Below are 17,253 nucleotides of genomic sequence, written 5' to 3'. Positions count from 1 at the left end.
GAACGGGAAAAACGCGGAGCGTGAATCAACGCGACACGGTGGTTTTGACGAGCGCAGGCGTGACATCCGATACCAAGGCCGTCGCACGATTGGCAGCGGCATTCGCAACCGGCTGCCCGACCGGTTCGAGTGCGGCTCGAGCAAGCGCGGCGCCGTCGCCTTTCGCGACGCCGGATGTTGCCGCCCCGATGGAGGCAGCCGCATCCAGTCCTTGCCTGACTGCGTCGCTTTCCGGCACCGCCGCCGCCATCACGGGCCCGACGAGACTAGGCACCGCCTGGCCGGCATCGCGCCCGACCGCCGCAAATAGCGCCGTCCCGTTCGGGTCGACCCATTTGCGCGCCTTATCCTGAATATCGTGGTCTTCTTCGAGATACTCGACCGCGCCGCCGCCACGCGGCACATTCGCTACCGTGCCCCTGCCGTTGGCATCGAGCCGGCCCTCGCGCCACGAACCATCCGGAAACGTCACGCGATACGGTGCGTTCCTGACTGGCTCGCCATTCGGGTACGCATGCCAGAGTTGCATGCCGGTTTGTTCCTGTTCAGGCATCAGCGGCAACGCCTGCCTCAGCGTCGCGGATGGCCCGACGCTCAATTGCCCTTTCACCCGGATCTCGCCCGCACTGCCGATCTCGACGATTCCGCCTTCGAGCTTGATATAGGCGCCACTGCACATCAGCGTCAGCGCCTTCTGCGCATTCAGCGTCACTGCATCCGACGTGCTCGCGATCGTCACGCCCTTCAGCGCCGTGAGTTCGAGCGCGTCTGCCTGCGCCTGCACATCGACCTTGCCGGCGCCCGCGTACAGCTTCATCCCCTGCGCATTCGCATACATCGATACCGCATTGCCAGCCGCGACCGTGAAATTGCCGCCGATCGCCGCATCCGCATTGCCGCCCGTCGTCGTGAACAGATGTCCGCCTGCCGCCAGTTGCATGTGCTCGCCACTGGTGATCGCCACGCCGTGTGGCGCAGACGCGAGCAACACAGCCGCTTCGAGATCCTTGATCTGCGATTCGAGCAATGCCTGCTGTGCGTCGCATGCGGCCACCGTTGCTCGAGCCTTCTCGACCGCTTCGGCCAGGCTGCGCATGCGGGACCGGGCCGCGTCGAGCTGCTGGCGGGCCGCCGTCATGTCGAAAGCCTGTCCGCCCGCGTTCGACTGGACATCGGCCGTCAGGAACAGCCCCTTGCCCGCACGCAGTACCCCGCGTTCGTCGGTCCTGACCTCGAACCCTTCACCGCGCACCGCCTTCCGGCTGTCGACGAGATAGCCGAGATTGACCTGAGTCTTGCCGCCGTAGTCCGTCGACAGCTTGATGCCTTCGCGTCCTTTCCGATCCTCGAAACGAAGCTTGTTGTTGGCCCGCGTGCGGATCACGTTGCGCGTATTGAATTCGTCCCGGCTCGTCACCAGGTCGGTCGCCTGACTGTGATGATGTGCGTTCGCGATATAAGGCCGATTCGGATCGCCACCCACGAATGCAACCGCCACCTCCGTATCGGCGAGCAGCGGGAAATGGAAGCCTGTCTGGTTGTCACCAGCGAACGGTTTGGCCAGCCTGAGCGGCACGGATTCACCACCTGCCGCCCAGTCGTCGAAGTCGAAATCGAATCGTACGGTGTAGAGGCCAGCGCTCGTCAGATGCGCATAGGGCGAAGTATCCGGCGCCGTGACGCGCGCCGACAGCGTGCCGGCGATTGCCGGCCAGCGCCGTTCGTCGAGCTTCAGGCGGAACGGCCGGCCACTGGGAATCGCGTCGAACGTGTTGATGTACGACGCATCCCGACCGCCTTCGTGACGCACGGCAATGATGACGATCCCGTGCGGCGCATCGGCCGGCTTCTCGTCGAGCTTCGCGACGAGCCCCGGGGCGAAATCCACCACCGAACTCGTGCCGGAATACACGACCTGCCACGCAACCGCGGCTTCGTGACGCAACTGCGCTTCGTGCCGGGCTTCGTTGCCGTCCAGATGATGCGTGCCGAAGACGTAATGCCGGCCCCACGTCGTCGGATCGTCGCGAACGATATTCACTTCGGCATTGAAGCGATCGTAGGCCTTGTCGGGGTTGTAATCGGCAACCTTCACCGACTGCGGAATTGTTTCGCTCAGCGACTCGAGCGACAGCACGGCTTCGTGACCGGTTTCGAGACCGCTTGCCTCGCGATACGGAATCACGACATCCGGACGATATGTGTAGGCATCGACGTCGTCGCCGAAATGCAGTTCGTCGCCATGCTGCCCGGCACGGAAAAAGCAGAACAAGCCCGTCTGTTCCATCAGCAACCTGATGTAGTCCCAGTCGGACATCCGGTACTGCATGCGGAACGCGAGACGCGGATAGGCGCGCCTCAGCTTGAACGAGAACTGATGGGAGCGGAATTCGTGCCGCCTCAGGATCGATTCGATGATCTCCGGCACGGACTGCTGCTGGTAGATGCGTGATGTTTCGCCGAGACGCAGGCGAGCGACGAATGGCTCGACAACGATGCGATACGACACGAAATCGTGGGTCTTGCGAATCTGACCGAACGCGGTGATGCAGCCGGCGAAGGTACGCCGCGCATCGGCGGCGCCGGCCGCTCCTGCCGGCTCGATCGTGAAGATCGCCGGGCGATTGAGATAGTCCGGACGCGCGAGCGGGGCCGGGCTGGTCAGCGTCAGGTCGATTCGATAGGGCTCGCCGAGCCGCTCGTCGAGCGCGAACGACATAATCGACAGATCCTGCGCCCGAGGCGCCCCCGGCACCTCCAGGAAATACGACTGACGGCCGGTTATCCATTGCGCGAGCGCACCGTGCGTACTTCGTTGTCGAGCCATGTTTTTCTCTCAGCCACGGATTTTTTTTGTGGAAGCTGAGGGATAAACGATGGCCACGTTCTCGTCCAGCGAATGGCAACAGTTCGCAACAATGTTCGTGGTTGACCCGCGGTCAAGCCGGATCAACCACCCGCTCACGCCGCCTTGCGCGCCTCCGCAATCCGCTGCGGCGCCTTCGGCCGTGCATACAACCGTTCGAGATACGCGCGCAATTGCGGGAACGGTTCGATCAGGTTGCATTCGCTCGCCCAGTCGATCAGATACGCCGTCACGCAATCGGCCACCGTCAGCGTATCGCCGACGATGAATTCACGCCCCTCGAGATGCTTGTCGAGAATCACGGCCATCGCGTTGAAATCCTCGCGCGCCAGTTCGATATCGGCCGGCGAGCGCTTCTCGGGCGGATAGATGAACGTATGCCGCGCGATGCGCCACAGCGGCTGCTCGAGTTCCGTCACCGCGAACATGATCCACCGATAGGCCTCGGCACGCCGCGCAAGATCGACCGGCAGCAATTGCTTCTCCGGATACTTGTCCGCGAGATACAGCACGATCGCGGCCGACTCGGGAATCACGAGGTCGCCATCCACCAGCACGGGCACCTTCCCGGCCGGATTGAGGTGCAGGAATTCGGGCCGCTTGTGCTCGCCCGCGAGCAGGTTGACCGACACGAATTCGAAATCCGCGTCCAGTTCCTTCAGCCCCCACAGCGCGCGTTGCGTGCGGGTGCCGGCAAATCCGTAAAGCTTCATTGCAGTGTCTCCATCCAGATTGTCGGGAATTGGTCTCCATGCAGGCTGCGGCGCATGGTTCATGCGTTCATCGTTTACATATCGGGCACCGCGAGCACCGGCATCACCTCGATCGTGTCGCCGGGAAACAGCGTGAAATGCGGATGGCCTTCGAACAGCGCGGCAGCAGCATCGTGCGATGCGGCACGCACGACGGTAAAGCCGCTCAGCGCATTGGCGGTGTCCGTGATACCGCCCTTGCCGATGGACTTGGTCTTGCCGAGCGGCCCGCCGAGCTCGACGATCGCGTCACGATGCCGGTCGACCCACGCATGCCACGCGGCGATCCCTTCCTTCTCCCGCGTGCGCCGCTCCTCCTCCGGTAGCGCCATCCACGCCTTCATGGCCGGGCTCTCCTTGCTGCCGAGGAAAACCGCGAGATACAACTGCTGTTGCGCACTCATGCTTCCTCCGTCCGATGGCGGGAACAGCGAGCTGCCGCTCCTCGTCCTTGACAAGATAGGTTGATATCAACACAATTGCAACATGGCACGCAATGAAAAGCTTCCTTTCGAAACAACGCTGATGGTGCGCGATTGCTGCCTGTGCCTGCACATGCAGCGCGCGGCGCGCAATCTCGCGCGCATCTTCGACGATGTGCTGCGTCCGCTGGATCTCACGAACGGCCAGTTTTCGCTATTGATGTCGCTGAACCGGCCGAAACCGGCCGCGATGAAATCGGTCGCGTCGCTGCTCGCGATGGATCGCACCACGCTGACCGCCGCGTTGAAACCGCTCGAGCGGCGCGGGCTGGTCACGATCGTGCAGGATCCGGATGACAAGCGCAGCCGCCTGCTCGAACTCACGCCGGCCGGCCATCGGCTGCTGGCCGACGCGTTCCCGCTGTGGCAGCAGACGCACGCCGAGATCGAACAGCCGTTCGCGGCCGGAGAAGTCGATGTGTTGCGCGATCAGTTGCGCATGCTGTCGGAAGATCCAGCTACGCGCGGCTGAAGCCGCGCGCGGCACCGCACTACCCGGGCTTCACTTCGTGCCCTTCGTCGGCATCAGCAATTGGGCGAACTCCCGCAGGAAGCGCACGGGGCCGTGCGCGTGCAGTGCGTGCCCGCTGCTGAGCGCGCCGTCGATGACGGTCGCGAGCCGCAGCGCGTAAGTCTGCGGTTCGTCGATCCCGATCGCGCTCGCCAGTTCCGTCAGCCGGCGCCGCAATTCCTGCTTGTGCGCGACGGCGACCTTGCGGGCGGGATGATTGCCGTCCGCATACTCCGCGGCGATGTTGATCTGCGGACAGCCGCGATAACCGGGCCGCTCGATGCGCTCGCCGATCCACTGCAACTGCGCATCCAGCTCCTCGCGCGGCGTACGCCGGTACCGCGCGGCCACCGCGTCCCAGTGCGCCCAGAAATCCGCATCCTCGCGCAGCAGAAACGCCTCGATCAGGTCGTCCTTCGTCGCGAAATGCCGATACAGGCTCGTCTTCGCGACGCCCGCCTGCGCGACGATCAAATCCACGCCCACCGCCCGCGTCCCTTCCCGATAGAACAGCGCGCTCGCCGTTTGCAGAATGCGCTCGCGCGTATCGGGCGCGCTCCCCTTCGTCTGTGTTTCCTGTTTCATCCAAGCCCGGCCGCCGAGGGCCGCCTGTCCCGCAAAAGTGCATCCGATGATAGCACCGCGGGGTTGACGGCGCTACAGGTCTGTACTATAAAACAAACCGGTCTGTATCGGAGTGGATCATGAATGGTCGAATGACGGTTGCAGTGTATGGCGCCACGGGTCACACCGGGCGGTTTGTCGTCGCCGAACTGGAACGGCGCGGTGTCGGCGCAATGCGCATCGGGCGCGATGCCGCGCGGCTCGCGCAAGGCGGCAACGACGCGGCGCCGTGGCGCGTCGCGTCGGCAGACGATCCGGCCGCGCTCGACGCCGCCTTGCGCGGCGCGCACGCGGTGATCAACTGCGCGGGGCCCTACCTCGATACCGCGCTGCCGCTCGCCGACGCGGCGTTGCGCGCCGGTATCCCGTATCTCGATCTGACGGCCGAGCAGCCGTCCGTCCAGACACTGACCGAGCAGCGCGACGCCCGTGCACGCGTCGCCGGTGTGACGCTCGTGCCGGCCGCCGCGTTCTACGGCGGCCTGGCCGACCTGCTCGTGACGGCCGTCGTCGACCCGCAGCGGCCGATCGAGCGCGTCGACGTCGCGACCGGCCTCGACAGCTGGCATTCGACGCGCGGCACGCACGTGACCGGCGAGCGCAATCACGCGACCCGGCTGATTCAGCGGGACGGCAAGCCGACCGCGGTGCCGTCGACGGCACGCGAGCGCCGCTGGCCGTTTCCGGCACCCCTCGGCGACGTCGACGTGACGCTGCTGCCGTTCTCGGAAGTGATGACGCTCGCGCGTCATCTGCGCATCGATACGATCGAGTCCTGGCTCGCGACGCTCGCGCTGCGCGATATCCGCGATGCCGGCACGCCGCCGCCGCAACCGGTCGACGCGCTAGGCCGCTCGGCGCAGCAATTCGTGATGGACGCCATCGTCGTGCAGAACGGCATCACGCATCGCGCGAGCGCGTCGGGACGCGACATTTATGCGGTGAGCGCCCCGATCATCGTCGAGGCGACGGTCCGCCTGCTGAGCGGCCGTACACTGACGTCGGGCGGCGTACGCAGCCTGGGCGAACTGTTCGACGCGCGCGATTTTCTCGCGGCGCTCGACACCATCGACGTATCGTTCGATACGATCACCGATCGGCATTTCAACCGGAGGGACGAGCATGAGTCGCAATAACAAGGAAAAGGCCGCGTATTTCCGTTCGCTTCATCGCGCGGGCGAGCCGCTCGCGCTGTTCAACGTGTGGGACGCCGGCAGCGCGCGCACGGTGGCCGACGCGGGGGGGCTCGCGCTGGCGACGGGCAGTTGGTCGGTCGCGGTCGCCAACGGGTTCGCCGACGGCGAGCAGATGCCGAAAGCGCTCGTGATGGAAGTGCTCGCGCGAATCGCCCAAGCAACCGACCTGCCCGTCACAGTCGATCTCGAAAGCGGGTACGGCGAGCGGCTGGAGGACGTGGCCGACACGATCGCAAGCAGCATCGAGGCCGGCGCGATCGGCTGCAATCTGGAAGACAGCTTTCCGGCGACGGGCGAACTGCGCACCGTCGACGACGCGGCCGCGCGCCTCGCGGCGGCCCGGCAGGCGGCCGATCGCGCGGACATCGGCTACTTCATCAACGCGCGCACCGACGTGTTCTTCAAGGCCGCGGCCGACACGCACGACGAACGGCTTCTGGACGACGTGCTGACCCGCGCACGCGCGTATGCGGCGGCGGGCGCCGACGGCCTGTTCGTGCCGGGCCTGCAATCGCCGGCGCTGATTCGCGCGCTGACGGCCGCGTCGCCGCTGCCCGTGAACATCATGCGCGTGGCCGACACGCCGACGCTCGCCGAACTCGCGGAATACGGCGTCGCGCGCATCAGTCACGGCCCCTACCCTTACCTGCAGGCGATGAAGGCGCTTGCGGCAGTGGTGAAGCAAGGCGGCTAGCCGCTGCCCGGGCGGACAGCGGACGGCGGACGATTACATCCGATGCAATCGCCGTCCCCACGCTTCAGGTGCCGCGCCGCCATTCCCGCGGCGCGCATTGCAACTAGCAACGAGCAGCGGGCCGATGCGCGATCGCACGCGCCGGCCCGCTGCGATCCATCATTCGGCCAGCGCCCCCGCGACGCCCACCCGCTTCGGCACGCCGGTCACGATCGTCGCGACCGCGACGGCCAGTACCGCAGCCGCGCCCAGGAACACGCCGCCCGCACCGTTCGCGTCGAACACGACGCCGCCGGCCGCCGCGCCCGTCGCGATCGCGAGCTGGATCGCCGCGACGATCAGCCCGCCCGCGCTCTCGGCTTCATCGGGCACGGTGCGCGTGACCCACGTCGACCAGGCAACCGGCACGCCGCCGAACGCCATCCCCCACAACGCGACGAGCACCGCGTCGATCATCGGCGCGCGGCCGAGCGCGACGAGCGCGATGCCGAGCACGACCATCAGCGCCGGCATCCCGATCAGCATCGGCCGCAGCCGGTGTTCGAGCACGCGGCCCGCGAGCGACGTGCCGACGAAGTTCGCGATCCCGTAGCCGAGCAGGATCGCCGACAGCCCGTTCACGCCGACGCCGGCGACCTGCTCGAGGAACGGCCGCAGATACGTGAAGAACGCGAAATGCCCGGTGAACACGAGGATCGTCGCGAACATCCCGAGGCCGACGGTCGGCCGGCGCAGCACGTCGACGAGCGTGCGCAGCCGCGTCGTGCCGCTCGGCGGCATCGACGGCAGCGTCATCACCTGCGACACGAACGCGACGCCGCCGAGCGCCGCCGCGATCAGGAACACGTTGCGCCAGCCGATCAGGTGCCCGAAATAGCTGCCCATCGGCGCCGATGCGATCGTCGCGACCGCCACGCCGCTGAAGATGATCGACAGCGCGCGCGGCACCATCGCGGTCGGCACGAGCCGCATCGCGGTGGCCGTCGCCATCGTCCAGAAGCCGCCGAGCGCGACGCCGAGCACGACGCGGCCGATCAGCAGCGTCGTCAGGTTGGGCGCGAACGCAACCGCGAGATTCGAGGCGACGAGCAGCACGGAGAACGCGAGCAGCACGCGCCGGCGGTCGATCGTGCGCGTCAGCGCGGAGATCAGCAGGCTCGTGACGAGCGCGACGGTCGCAGTGGCCGTGACGGCCTGGCCGGCCACGCCTTCGGTCACGCCGAGGCTGTCGGCCATCGGCGTGAGCAGGCTCGCGGGCAGGAATTCGGCGGTGACGAGGCCGAACACGCCGAGCGTCATCGCGAAGACGGCACCCCAGGCCGGGGCGCGGGGAGCCGCCGGGGCGGCGGCAGAGGAGATTCCGGGATTCATGCGTCGTTCCGAGTGGGATAGGGAAAATACTGATGACGGCCTATCGTAGGGAACCACGGCAGGACGGTCTATGACATACAATCCGTTCTTATTGATCGATCGTCCGAATCTCAAAATGGCCGAGCCCCTGCTTCCCCCCGTGCCCAACGTGCACGACCTCGTCAGCGAGTTGCTGCTGGGCATGCGCCTGAGCGGCGTGCAGTATCGCCGGATCCAGGTGCCGCGGCCGTTCGGGCTGAGCTTCGGCCATGCGCCGGGCCGCGCGCAGTTCCATTTCGTCGGGCGCGGGCCCGTGCTGCTGCGCGACGCGGCCGGCACGACGGTGCGGCTCGAGGCCGGCGACGCGATCCTGCTGCCGCACGGCGGCACGCATGCGCTGGTGTCCGATCCGGATGCGCCGTGCCGCGAGATCGGCGGGTTCGAGGTCGCGAAGATCTGCGACACGGTCGCGTCGGTGGCCGCGACGTCGTGCGCCGCGGCGGAGCCGGCCGCCGGCGACGCGCTGATCTTCAGCGCGTGCATGGAGCTCGATCTCGGCGGCATGCAGCCGCTCGTCGGGACGATGCCGGAGTTCATGCACGTCGGCACGCTGCTCGCGCGCTACCCGGAAATCCGCCCGATGCTCGACGCAATGGAGCGCGAATCGTGCTCCGAACGCGCGGGCTTCGCGGGTATCCTCGCGCGGCTCGCGGACGTGGTCGCCGCGTTCATCGTGCGCGGCTGGGTCGAGTGCGGATGCGGCGATGCGACGGGCTGGGTACAGGCGCTGCGCGAACCGAAGCTCGGCCGCGCGATCGTCGCGCTGCATCGCGATCCGGGGCGCAACTGGAGCGTGTCGGAACTGGCCGCCGAAGCGGGCGTATCGCGCTCGGTATTCGCGGAGCGCTTTCTCGCGGCCACCGGGATGACGCCCGTGCGCTACCTGACCGAGCTGCGGATGCGGCTCGCCGCGCAATGGATCGCACGCGACCGCGAGACGATCGAGGCCGTGGCGTACCGGCTCGGCTACGGGTCGCTCGCCGCGTTCAGCCGGGCGTTCAAGCGCGTGGTCGGGCGGCCGCCGGGCGCGGTGCGCGCGGAAGGCGACACGCACGCCGACGTGTAACGCGTCACGTACAACGCGGGCCCTGGCGAACATCTGTCGAGTCGCCCCGGCTTCGCTCAATCCGTCTTCGCCTGCGTCGATTCCGCTCAGCCGCTGCGTGCTTCAAGCCGATCGACCAGCGCCGTCGCGCAGCGCACGGCCAGCGCCGCGCACTGTTGCGCATCCACCGGCGCGCCGCTCATCATCGCGCCCTGCACGATCCGGCCCAGCAATTCCTTCGACAGGTCGGCGATCTCGTCTTCCCGCTTCGTCATGTCCGTCTCCCGCGCGTCGGCCGAGTTCGGCCGCGCGTCCGATCGTGCCGAGCGCCGCATGCGCCGCGCCCGGCGTTCAACGTTGCCTTGCCCGTACGACGATCTGCGCCTGCGTGTCGCGCTCGATACGTTCGAGCGACGCGCGCAGCGCCGTGAACTCGTCAGGCGTGCAGACCTGCCGGCCGAACGTCGCCGTCAGCCGGCGCGTGACCTGCACGACGTGCGCGGCCGCATCGAACACGTAATGCGACGTGAAGTCGACGAAGCGGTCGTGCACGGCCGTATCGGTCGGCAGGTCGGTCACCGCGACGCCGGCCGGCAGCGCGATCTCGCCGGTCTCGTCGAACGTGCCGCCGAGACACACCCACGGCTGCGTGCGCACCGGTTCGGCCAGCCACCCCTCGACCTGCGTCGCGATACCGCCCGTGATGCTCGACAGCGCGGGCACGGCGGTCGTGCCGTCCGGCCACACGACGTGATCGAGCGTGCCGTCGTACGTCACGTCGAACGGCCCGTCCGTCGCGCGGCGATCGCCGGTCGAGATTCGTGCGCGGCCCCGCAAGCCGCTTTGCCTCAGCCGTTCGTTTGCGAGCTGCCGCAAGCGCTCGGGCGGCGCGCGGCGAAACAGCGTGCGTTCGAGCTCCGCGGTCCAGCCGTCGTCCACGACGAGCGCGTGAAACCGCGCGGCGCCCGGTTGCGCCGCATCGATCTCCACGCGCGCGGTGCGGCGCTTCGGCTGCGTGGCCGGCGTGCGCGACAGCACGCCGGTGTCGACGAGCAACGCCGGCCGGTCCATCACGATCGGCGGCAGGTAGCCGAACGCGATGCCGCTCGTCGTGGTGTCCGCGTAGAGGCCGAGACCGGGCAGCCACGTGATTGCGTGGTTGATCGCGCCCGCGCCGTAGCCGGGCACGGAGGGCAGCGCGTACACGGAGCCGAGGTTGATCAGCACCGGTTCGCTGCGGATGCCGACCGCCGCGAGCAACGCGCCGAACAGCGCGACGTGGTCCTTGCAGTCGCCGTAGCGGTTGCGCAGGATGTCCGTCACGCGATGCGGCGCGGCGGCCGTCTCACCGAGAAAAATCGCGACGTAACGCACGTTCGCTTGCACCCAGTCGTACAGGCGGCGCGCCTTGTCGTGCGGATCGGCGACGTCGGCGGTGAGCGCGCGCGCCAGCTGCACGACGGCCGGATCGTTCAAGCCCGGATCGACGGCAGCGTTGCGGTAGCGCGCGGCGAACGCCGCATAGTCGGGCAGCGTGGACACCACGAGCCGGTCGCCGTAGGTCGGATAGCCGACCGAGCCGCTCTCGATCCGGTCGTACGGGCCGTGCCGGTATGCGAACTCGTAGCGCGTGCGGCCGTTCGCCGTGACCGGCGGCAGCGCGACGTAGCCGCGCGCGTCCGCACGCAGCGGCATGTCCGCCGGCACGTCGAAGATCAGCCGCTGGTTCTCCACCGGCTCGCGCGACGGTTCGACGTAGTAGCCGAAGTAACCGGCGTTGACGGGCTTCGTGCGCGCCTTGCGGAACGCGATGCGCGTGCTCGACCCGGCCTCGACGCCCGGAAACACGACGGTGCGCAGCAGGCCGTCCTGGAACGTCGGCGCGCCGGCCGAACGCGGCTCCTGGACATCGCGGATGCCGTCTGGCCCGACCGGATGCGCGACGCCGCCGCGATCGATCGTTTCCGCCGCGACCAGCTCGACCTTCTCCAGGTTCTTGTCGAACCAGACATAGCGCTGCGCGATCGCGTCGATCCCGTTCGCATCGTTCGCGCGCAGTGTCGAATCGTCTTCCTCGTCGAGCGAGCCGTCGCGCTGGATCACGAACAGGTGCACATCGCTGACGAGCGTGACGGGCGCTTCGTCGCCCGAGTCGGCCAACGCGGGACGCGCGAGCGCGACGGCGGCGACGGCCACCGCGAACGCGGCGGCGCGGCCCGGCAGGCGGCCGGTCGCTCGGAACGGAAAACGCACCACGTCGAAGCTCTCCGCGCGTTCGTGTTCATGTCGGGACGCGACGGGCACGCATCCGCGCGCCGCGCCCGGTCGTTCAATTCAGTGTGGGTGACGTGTCCGCGAGCGTCAAGCCGCTGGGCGGCCGGCCACGCCGCGGCGCAACATGCGGGCGGGGAAGCGCGGCACGCGGGAATGCTGGGGCGTTGCCGCACTTTCACGACCTGCTCCGCGTGTGACCGCTTTTTATATCACGTTGTGATATATAATTCAGCCAGGTACGCGTGCGTGCGACGTCGCCGAAACGAATGACGATCCGGCGCATTCGACACGCTTACATGGGGAAGGAGACATCATGCTGATCAACAACGATTTCGAAATCGGTTATCTCGTGATCGCGTTCGCGCTGCTGGGCGTGATCCTGATCGGGGCGCTGCTCACCGCGTTGCATCTCGAGCGGTGGCATCCGAAGCTGGTCGGCGCCGCGATCGGCGCGCTGCTCGGGATTGCACTGATCGAAGCGATGCCGATGCTGACGTGAACGCGGCGCGGCACTCGTTCGTGGGCCCCGCGCGTGCCGGCACGTGCTGGTTTGCGGCGCGGGGTCGGAACGGGTGGCGTCCGTGCAGGGAATCGGGATGGAGTCGTCGCTTTCCGTGACCTACCATCAAGATGAGAGCCGCGCGGACGTGCGGGTCGATCCGGTGGCCGGCGAAGGCTTCGCGCTCGGCGTGAAGTACCCGCCGCGCGTCATCATGTGCTGGCGCGATGGCGGCGGCGGCCGGAGCGACGCGCATCTGCTCGATCCCACGCACCACGTGTTCCGCAACGACGCGGATGCGTGCGGGGTCGCGATTGCACTGGCCCAGCGCTTCAACGCTGGCGCGATGCCGGCCGCGGCCGGCGCAACGCGCATCTGCTCGCCGGCCTCTTGATGCCCATGCCGGTCGGCTGACACCGGGCCATGGCATCTCTCGCTCCCCACCCACCGGAGGCGACATGGAAAACGGTATCGTCGCGACCATCCTGCTGCTCGCGGTCCTCATGTTCGCGGTGCTGTTCTTCGCGGAACAGCGCAGCCGCGAGCGCATACGCGACCGGCTCTTGCACCGCCCGTCGCGGCGCTCGGCACGCTCGCATACGCACCACCATTCGTAAGCGGAAAGCGCTCCGCGCAAAAAAATCGGCCGACGGTATGGCGTCTTGCGACGCCAGGCCGTCGGCCTTGCAGCGGAGGTCCGGTTCCCGGGCAGCCGGCGCGCGTCGCGCGCCTACACACTCCACATCACGTGACGGCCCTGTTCGTGGGCCGCACGCATCATGTCCAGCAGCGGCCACGCGCATTGCGCGAGCCCGCCCGCATGCGGCGACAGTTCGCTGCGCAGCGCCTGCGTTGAATGCTCGTGCGCGCTTTCCCGCGACACGTCATCCGTGATCGCCAGCTCGAGCCGCGCGATCGCGTCCGGCAATTCGTCAGGGGAAATGACCCCGCGCACGTCGAGCGCCTTGCCGACGAGGCCCAGCAGGTACTCCGCCAGATCGCGCAACATCACGATGTCCGGGGCGGCGGAGGATCGGAATGTAACCATCATCGTCGTTTTTCCCTCGTCATCGCCGCGAGATCGTGCGGCGATAGCAACCGCCGGTCGCGGCGAGGTCTGTGGCCATCCTCCGTTCTTCTCAATAGAAGATTCGTCCGGCACGCTGCGCGTATCGCGCGGCCGGGTTCGTTTGCGGCGTAGAAACCGGATGGCACGAATGCCTGCTTTTATTTTATGTCACGTTGCGATGCATTCAAGTTTCCGGCACAGGAATGGGCGTATGTGTGTGTCGCGAGATCGATGCATCAGCATGCGACGCCGACACGCTTGTCACGCTCCTGTTCGTTCGCGTAGGCCAGCGCGAACTTCAGCGCGGTGCCCACGTAGTTCGTGATCGTGCAGTCGACGTTGTCGCGTCGCAGCCGCAACTCCATCCTCTTCCGCAGATTGTTCGCGTCCGTGTCGGTCACGCATCGGGTCAACGCCATGCGGTAGCGGCGGCGTCATCCTCCAACACTAACCGACGCACAGTCGCGGCACCAGTCCGCACATTCCATGAGACGTGATCGACGGCGCGGCATCGCTTTGATCGCGTAAACGACCGACACGCGACACGTCTTCCGTACGGCATGCGCGCATCGATTGTCGCCGCATCGTCACACTTCCGTGCCACACCTCCCCCACGTCCTCCCGCCAAGCGATCCCATCGATCGCATCGCTCCCGCCATTCGCACAGTCCACACGCCTCACACCGACCGCGATACCCCTCCTCGTCCCCGTCGTGCGTTTTTCCCCGCATTTCGGCTTTTGTGTGCGCGCAACAATGGCGGTGCCTCGCGGCCGGCGCCGTGCGGGGGCAGTTGTCCACGGCACCGGCCGCGGCGCTCTTTGCAAAACCACATCTCACGAGGACATACCATGCAACTCCAATCTCATCCGGCGTGCCGTCCGTTTTACGAAGCAGGTGAACTCACGCAACTCACCGCGTTCTACGAAGAAGGCCGCAACATCATGTGGATGATGCTGCGATCGGAGCCGCGGCCGTGCTTCAACCAGCAACTCGTCACCGACATCATCCATCTCGCGCGCGTCGCACGCGACTCCGGCCTGCCGTTCGACTTCTGGGTGACGGGTTCGCTCGTGCCCGAGCTGTTCAACGTCGGCGGCGACCTGAGCTTCTTCGTCGACGCGATCCGCAGCGGTCGCCGCGATCAGTTGATGGCCTATGCCCGCTCGTGCATCGATGGCGTGTACGAGATCTACACGGGCTTCGGCACCGGTTCGATCTCGATCGCGATGGTCGAGGGCAGCGCGCTGGGCGGCGGCTTCGAGGCCGCCCTCGCGCACCACTACATGCTTGCGCAGAAGGGCGCGAAGCTCGGCTTTCCCGAGATCGCGTTCAACCTGTTCCCGGGCATGGGCGGCTATTCGCTGGTCGCGCGCAAGGCAGACCGCGGGCTCGCGGAATCGCTGATCTCGTCCGGCGAGGCGCATGCGGCCGAGTGGTACGAGGATCGCGGGCTGGTCGACCAGACGTTCGACGCGGGCGACGCGTATCTCGCGACGCGCACCTTCATCGACGTGACGAAGCCGAAGCTGAACGGCATCCGCGCGATGCTGCGCGCACGCGAGCGCGTGTTCCAGATCACGCGTTCCGAGCTCATGGACATCACCGAGGAATGGGTTCACGCGGCGTTCACGATCGAGCCGAAGGATCTCGCGTACATGGAACGTCTGGTGATGCTGCAGAACCGGCGCGTGTCGAAGCTGCGCACGGTGTGATGTGAATGGAGCGCGCCGCCGCGTGGCGGGCGGCGCGCTCCGTGATGCGGGCAGGCTCAGGCGATCAGCCTGAGCTTTCTCGTTTCCGCGAGCCAGCCCTCGAACGCCTGGGCCGGCATCGGCCGCGCGAAGTAGAAACCCTGCGCGTAGTCGACGTCGACCTGCTTCAGGAATTCCGCCTCCCCGGGCGTCTCGACGCCTTCGGCGACGACCGCGAAACTCAGCGCCTTCGCGAGCGACACGACCGAGCGCACCAGCGCCTGCGAGCGCGGATTGCGATCGATGCCCGTGATGAAGCTGCGATCGAGCTTGATCGAATCGAGCGGCAGCCGCGACAGTTGCGACAGCGACGAATAGCCGGTGCCGAAATCGTCGAGGTGAATCTTCGCGCCGAGCTGGCGGAATTCCTTCATCAGCTCGTGTGCCGTTTCCTCATCCTCGATGAAGCTGCTTTCGGTGAGCTCGATGTCGACGAGGCTCGGCTTCAGCCCCGCGCTGGCGAGAATCGATGCGAACTGATGGACGATGTTCATGTCCTGCAGTTGCCGCGCGGACACGTTCACCGCGACCCGCACGCCGAGCCCCTTCGCCTTCCATGCGGCGGCCTGCGCTGCCGCGGTGCGCATCACCCAGCGTCCGAGCGGCGCGATCAGCCCCGACTCCTCCGCGAAGTGGATGAACTCGATCGGCGCGACGAGCCCGCGATCGGGCGACTGCCAGCGGATCAGCGCCTCGACGCTGCGTACGTCGCCGCTCGCGAGGTCGACGACCGGCTGGTAGTGCAGCACGAACTGCTCTTCCTCGAGCGCCTTGCGCAGGTTCGTGTCGAGCCACATGTACTTCGCGACCTTCTGGTTCATCTCCAGCGAGAACACGCGGTACGTATGCTTGCCCTCTTCCTTCGCGACGTACATCGCGGTGTCGGCGCTGCGGATCAGCGTTTCGAGCGAATCACCGTGCTGCGGATACATCGCGATGCCGATCGAGCAGCTCGTGTAGATCTCCATCAGCCCGAGGTGGATCGGCGTGCGCAGCCGTTCGAGGATGATCTGCGAGGTCGCTTCGAGCAGCGGCCGCGTGCCGTGCTCGAACAGCACCAGGAATTCGTCGCCGCCGAGCCGCGCGAGCGTCGCACCCGACGGCAGGCAGCCGCTGATGATCGTGGACACGTCCTGCAGCAGGCGGTCGCCGGTGATGTGCCCGTAGTGATCGTTGACGCGCTTGAAGTTGTCGAGATCGAGGAACAGGATGCCGACCTGGCCGCGCATGTCGGTGCGATCCGCGGCCAGCGCCGCGCCGATGCGCTCGCTGATCGCGTGGCGGTTCGGCAGGCCGGTCAGCATGTCGGTGTTCGCGAGTTCGGTGAGCCGCTGCTGCGCGTTGCGCTCCTCGGTGACGTCGATGCCCGAGCAGATCAGATACTGCTCGTCGGCGCCGCTGCCGCTCTGCACGAACTTGTTGCGGAACTGGAACAGGCGCGGCCCGTTGACCGTGTTGATGTAGCGCTCGACCGCGAACGAACGGTTGCTCGCGAAAAAGCCGGTGATGTTGCTGCGCGACTGCGCGCCCTGCTCGGGGCTCATGAACAGCTCGAACGCGCTGCGGCCGATCACGTCGACCTCGCGCTTGCCCGTCACTTCCTCGCACAGGCGGTTGAAGCGCTGCACCATGCCGTTGCGGTCGAGGATCACGACGAGCGAATTCACTTCGGACACGACCTGCTCGGCGAACGCGAGCCCGTGCGACAGGTCGGTCGCGACCGACGCGGTATCGGAATAGGCGGACGCCGTGCCGGCCCAGTTCGACGTATCGACCTTCCTGCCGACCAGGTGGAGGGTGACCGTGTCGCCGAACAGCGCAAGGTCGAGCACGAGGTGCGACGTGACGCCGGTGAGCGCGCGAATTCGCGCGGCCTGCTCGCCGGTCAGCGCCACCGCGACGTTGGTCAAGCCGCGGACGGCCGCCAGCTCGAGCGCATTGCTGTCGCTGCCGAGACGCCAGCAGGGGCTGCGCGTACCGACGTGCGCTTCAAGCACCTCGCTATCGTTTTCGTCATCCATGGACACGCCCCGATCCAGAAAAAACGCACAGTGTAGACGGAGGCGAGTTGGCTGACCC

The 17,253-nt window shown here is 67.0% G+C and carries 18 protein-coding genes; 8 read left to right on the top strand and 10 right to left on the bottom strand.

What is annotated here, in order from left to right; genetic code table 11:
• Nucleotides 1–25 precede the first annotated feature (25 nt).
• The 3 genes from ACP26O_RS24375 to ACP26O_RS24365 form a co-directional block, all read right to left on the bottom strand.
• Nucleotides 26–2,827 carry a type VI secretion system Vgr family protein gene (locus tag ACP26O_RS24375; protein WP_244099063.1) on the bottom strand — a complete coding sequence of 934 codons (2,802 nt, stop codon included), beginning with the start codon at nucleotides 2,825–2,827 and terminating at the stop codon, nucleotides 26–28.
• A 134-nt stretch (nucleotides 2,828–2,961) separates the two neighbouring features.
• Entirely contained in the window at nucleotides 2,962–3,579 is a 618-nt protein-coding gene (locus ACP26O_RS24370; protein ID WP_126226542.1) for a glutathione S-transferase family protein, read from the bottom strand.
• A gap of 74 nt (nucleotides 3,580–3,653) precedes the next feature.
• Nucleotides 3,654–4,022: a YciI family protein gene (locus ACP26O_RS24365; RefSeq protein ID WP_175655317.1), complete on the bottom strand. Its 369-nt coding sequence runs from the start codon at nucleotides 4,020–4,022 to the stop codon at nucleotides 3,654–3,656.
• An 82-nt stretch (nucleotides 4,023–4,104) separates the two neighbouring features.
• Here ACP26O_RS24365 and ACP26O_RS24360 point away from each other — a divergent pair, with 82 nt between their 5' ends.
• On the top strand, nucleotides 4,105–4,572 hold the full coding sequence (locus tag ACP26O_RS24360) for a MarR family winged helix-turn-helix transcriptional regulator (protein WP_175666118.1): 468 nt from the start codon (nucleotides 4,105–4,107) through the stop codon (nucleotides 4,570–4,572).
• A gap of 30 nt (nucleotides 4,573–4,602) precedes the next feature.
• Here ACP26O_RS24360 and ACP26O_RS24355 read toward each other — a convergent pair whose 3' ends face one another.
• Nucleotides 4,603–5,196 carry a TetR/AcrR family transcriptional regulator gene (locus tag ACP26O_RS24355; RefSeq protein ID WP_175666117.1) on the bottom strand — a complete coding sequence of 198 codons (594 nt, stop codon included), beginning with the start codon at nucleotides 5,194–5,196 and terminating at the stop codon, nucleotides 4,603–4,605.
• A 119-nt stretch (nucleotides 5,197–5,315) separates the two neighbouring features.
• Here ACP26O_RS24355 and ACP26O_RS24350 point away from each other — a divergent pair, with 119 nt between their 5' ends.
• Together ACP26O_RS24350 and ACP26O_RS24345 are read left to right on the top strand one after the other, a co-directional pair.
• On the top strand, nucleotides 5,316–6,371 hold the full coding sequence (locus tag ACP26O_RS24350) for a saccharopine dehydrogenase NADP-binding domain-containing protein (protein WP_175666116.1): 1,056 nt from the start codon (nucleotides 5,316–5,318) through the stop codon (nucleotides 6,369–6,371).
• Nucleotides 6,358–7,125 carry an isocitrate lyase/PEP mutase family protein gene (locus tag ACP26O_RS24345; RefSeq protein ID WP_175666115.1) on the top strand — a complete coding sequence of 256 codons (768 nt, stop codon included), beginning with the start codon at nucleotides 6,358–6,360 and terminating at the stop codon, nucleotides 7,123–7,125. The genes ACP26O_RS24350 and ACP26O_RS24345 overlap by 14 nt, the downstream gene beginning before the upstream one ends.
• A gap of 159 nt (nucleotides 7,126–7,284) precedes the next feature.
• Here ACP26O_RS24345 and ACP26O_RS24340 read toward each other — a convergent pair whose 3' ends face one another.
• Nucleotides 7,285–8,496: an MFS transporter gene (locus ACP26O_RS24340; protein WP_175666114.1), complete on the bottom strand. Its 1,212-nt coding sequence runs from the start codon at nucleotides 8,494–8,496 to the stop codon at nucleotides 7,285–7,287.
• 70 nt (nucleotides 8,497–8,566) lie between these two features.
• On the opposite strand from ACP26O_RS24340, the gene ACP26O_RS24335 reads away from it, so the two are divergent.
• The gene (locus tag ACP26O_RS24335) at nucleotides 8,567–9,601 is read left to right on the top strand and encodes an AraC family transcriptional regulator (protein WP_175666113.1); all 1,035 of its coding nucleotides are present in this window, start codon (nucleotides 8,567–8,569) and stop codon (nucleotides 9,599–9,601) included.
• 86 nt (nucleotides 9,602–9,687) lie between these two features.
• Here the strand turns inward: ACP26O_RS24335 and ACP26O_RS24330 are convergent, their stop codons facing one another.
• A complete protein-coding gene (locus ACP26O_RS24330; RefSeq protein WP_006749649.1) occupies nucleotides 9,688–9,855 on the bottom strand; it encodes a hypothetical protein in 168 nt (55 codons plus the stop codon).
• A 76-nt stretch (nucleotides 9,856–9,931) separates the two neighbouring features.
• The gene (locus tag ACP26O_RS24325; protein ID WP_175666112.1) at nucleotides 9,932–11,836 is read right to left on the bottom strand and encodes a DUF3857 domain-containing transglutaminase family protein; all 1,905 of its coding nucleotides are present in this window, start codon (nucleotides 11,834–11,836) and stop codon (nucleotides 9,932–9,934) included.
• 331 nt (nucleotides 11,837–12,167) lie between these two features.
• Here ACP26O_RS24325 and ACP26O_RS24320 point away from each other — a divergent pair, with 331 nt between their 5' ends.
• The 3 genes from ACP26O_RS24320 (at nucleotide 12,168) to ACP26O_RS24310 (ending at nucleotide 12,970) form a co-directional block, all read left to right on the top strand.
• Complete coding sequence (locus tag ACP26O_RS24320; RefSeq protein ID WP_006749647.1) at nucleotides 12,168–12,353, top strand: hypothetical protein; 186 nt, start codon at nucleotides 12,168–12,170, stop codon at nucleotides 12,351–12,353.
• 115 nt (nucleotides 12,354–12,468) lie between these two features.
• Nucleotides 12,469–12,747, top strand: a complete 279-nt coding sequence (locus ACP26O_RS24315) for a hypothetical protein (RefSeq protein WP_244099062.1) — start codon at nucleotides 12,469–12,471, stop codon at nucleotides 12,745–12,747.
• A gap of 64 nt (nucleotides 12,748–12,811) precedes the next feature.
• The gene (locus ACP26O_RS24310; protein WP_006749645.1) at nucleotides 12,812–12,970 is read left to right on the top strand and encodes a hypothetical protein; all 159 of its coding nucleotides are present in this window, start codon (nucleotides 12,812–12,814) and stop codon (nucleotides 12,968–12,970) included.
• Nucleotides 12,971–13,083: 113 nt separating this feature from the next.
• Here the strand turns inward: ACP26O_RS24310 and ACP26O_RS24305 are convergent, their stop codons facing one another.
• Together ACP26O_RS24305 and ACP26O_RS24300 are read right to left on the bottom strand one after the other, a co-directional pair.
• Nucleotides 13,084–13,404, bottom strand: coding sequence for a DUF1840 domain-containing protein (locus tag ACP26O_RS24305; protein WP_175666110.1), 321 nt, complete (start codon nucleotides 13,402–13,404; stop codon nucleotides 13,084–13,086).
• Between the two features lie 254 nt (nucleotides 13,405–13,658).
• The gene (locus ACP26O_RS24300; protein WP_175666109.1) at nucleotides 13,659–13,841 is read right to left on the bottom strand and encodes a hypothetical protein; all 183 of its coding nucleotides are present in this window, start codon (nucleotides 13,839–13,841) and stop codon (nucleotides 13,659–13,661) included.
• 430 nt (nucleotides 13,842–14,271) lie between these two features.
• On the opposite strand from ACP26O_RS24300, the gene ACP26O_RS24295 reads away from it, so the two are divergent.
• On the top strand, nucleotides 14,272–15,135 hold the full coding sequence (locus tag ACP26O_RS24295; RefSeq protein ID WP_105831642.1) for a crotonase/enoyl-CoA hydratase family protein: 864 nt from the start codon (nucleotides 14,272–14,274) through the stop codon (nucleotides 15,133–15,135).
• 56 nt (nucleotides 15,136–15,191) lie between these two features.
• On the opposite strand, the gene pdeR is transcribed toward ACP26O_RS24295, so the two are convergent.
• Nucleotides 15,192–17,195 (bottom strand): cyclic di-GMP phosphodiesterase, encoded by a 2,004-nt coding sequence (gene pdeR / locus ACP26O_RS24290; protein WP_175666108.1) that lies wholly within the window; start codon nucleotides 17,193–17,195, stop codon nucleotides 15,192–15,194.
• Nucleotides 17,196–17,253 lie beyond the last annotated feature (58 nt).

This window comes from Burkholderia sp. R-40 (assembly GCF_049942845.1).
Lineage (GTDB): Bacteria > Pseudomonadota > Gammaproteobacteria > Burkholderiales > Burkholderiaceae > Burkholderia > Burkholderia ambifaria.
Note: the sequence above shows the minus strand (reverse complement) of the source record. Positions and strands in the feature narration are given on the sequence as shown.

Bases quoted from the DNA above. Each gene is read 5' to 3' on its own strand.
- ACP26O_RS24375 (WP_244099063.1), bottom strand. From the start codon at position 2,827: ATGGCTCGACAACGAAGTACGCACGGTGCGCTCGCGCAATGGATAACC.
- ACP26O_RS24360 (WP_175666118.1), top strand. From the start codon at position 4,105: ATGGCACGCAATGAAAAGCTTCCTTTCGAAACAACGCTGATGGTGCGC.
- ACP26O_RS24340 (WP_175666114.1), bottom strand. From the start codon at position 8,496: ATGAATCCCGGAATCTCCTCTGCCGCCGCCCCGGCGGCTCCCCGCGCC.
- pdeR (WP_175666108.1), bottom strand. From the start codon at position 17,195: ATGGATGACGAAAACGATAGCGAGGTGCTTGAAGCGCACGTCGGTACG.
- ACP26O_RS24295 (WP_105831642.1), top strand. From the start codon at position 14,272: ATGCAACTCCAATCTCATCCGGCGTGCCGTCCGTTTTACGAAGCAGGT.
- ACP26O_RS24305 (WP_175666110.1), bottom strand. From the start codon at position 13,404: ATGATGGTTACATTCCGATCCTCCGCCGCCCCGGACATCGTGATGTTG.
- ACP26O_RS24300 (WP_175666109.1), bottom strand. From the start codon at position 13,841: ATGGCGTTGACCCGATGCGTGACCGACACGGACGCGAACAATCTGCGG.
- ACP26O_RS24370 (WP_126226542.1), bottom strand. From the start codon at position 3,579: ATGAAGCTTTACGGATTTGCCGGCACCCGCACGCAACGCGCGCTGTGG.
- ACP26O_RS24310 (WP_006749645.1), top strand. From the start codon at position 12,812: ATGGAAAACGGTATCGTCGCGACCATCCTGCTGCTCGCGGTCCTCATG.
- ACP26O_RS24355 (WP_175666117.1), bottom strand. From the start codon at position 5,196: ATGAAACAGGAAACACAGACGAAGGGGAGCGCGCCCGATACGCGCGAG.
- ACP26O_RS24330 (WP_006749649.1), bottom strand. From the start codon at position 9,855: ATGACGAAGCGGGAAGACGAGATCGCCGACCTGTCGAAGGAATTGCTG.
- ACP26O_RS24365 (WP_175655317.1), bottom strand. From the start codon at position 4,022: ATGAGTGCGCAACAGCAGTTGTATCTCGCGGTTTTCCTCGGCAGCAAG.
- ACP26O_RS24350 (WP_175666116.1), top strand. From the start codon at position 5,316: ATGAATGGTCGAATGACGGTTGCAGTGTATGGCGCCACGGGTCACACC.
- ACP26O_RS24335 (WP_175666113.1), top strand. From the start codon at position 8,567: ATGACATACAATCCGTTCTTATTGATCGATCGTCCGAATCTCAAAATG.
- ACP26O_RS24320 (WP_006749647.1), top strand. From the start codon at position 12,168: ATGCTGATCAACAACGATTTCGAAATCGGTTATCTCGTGATCGCGTTC.
- ACP26O_RS24345 (WP_175666115.1), top strand. From the start codon at position 6,358: ATGAGTCGCAATAACAAGGAAAAGGCCGCGTATTTCCGTTCGCTTCAT.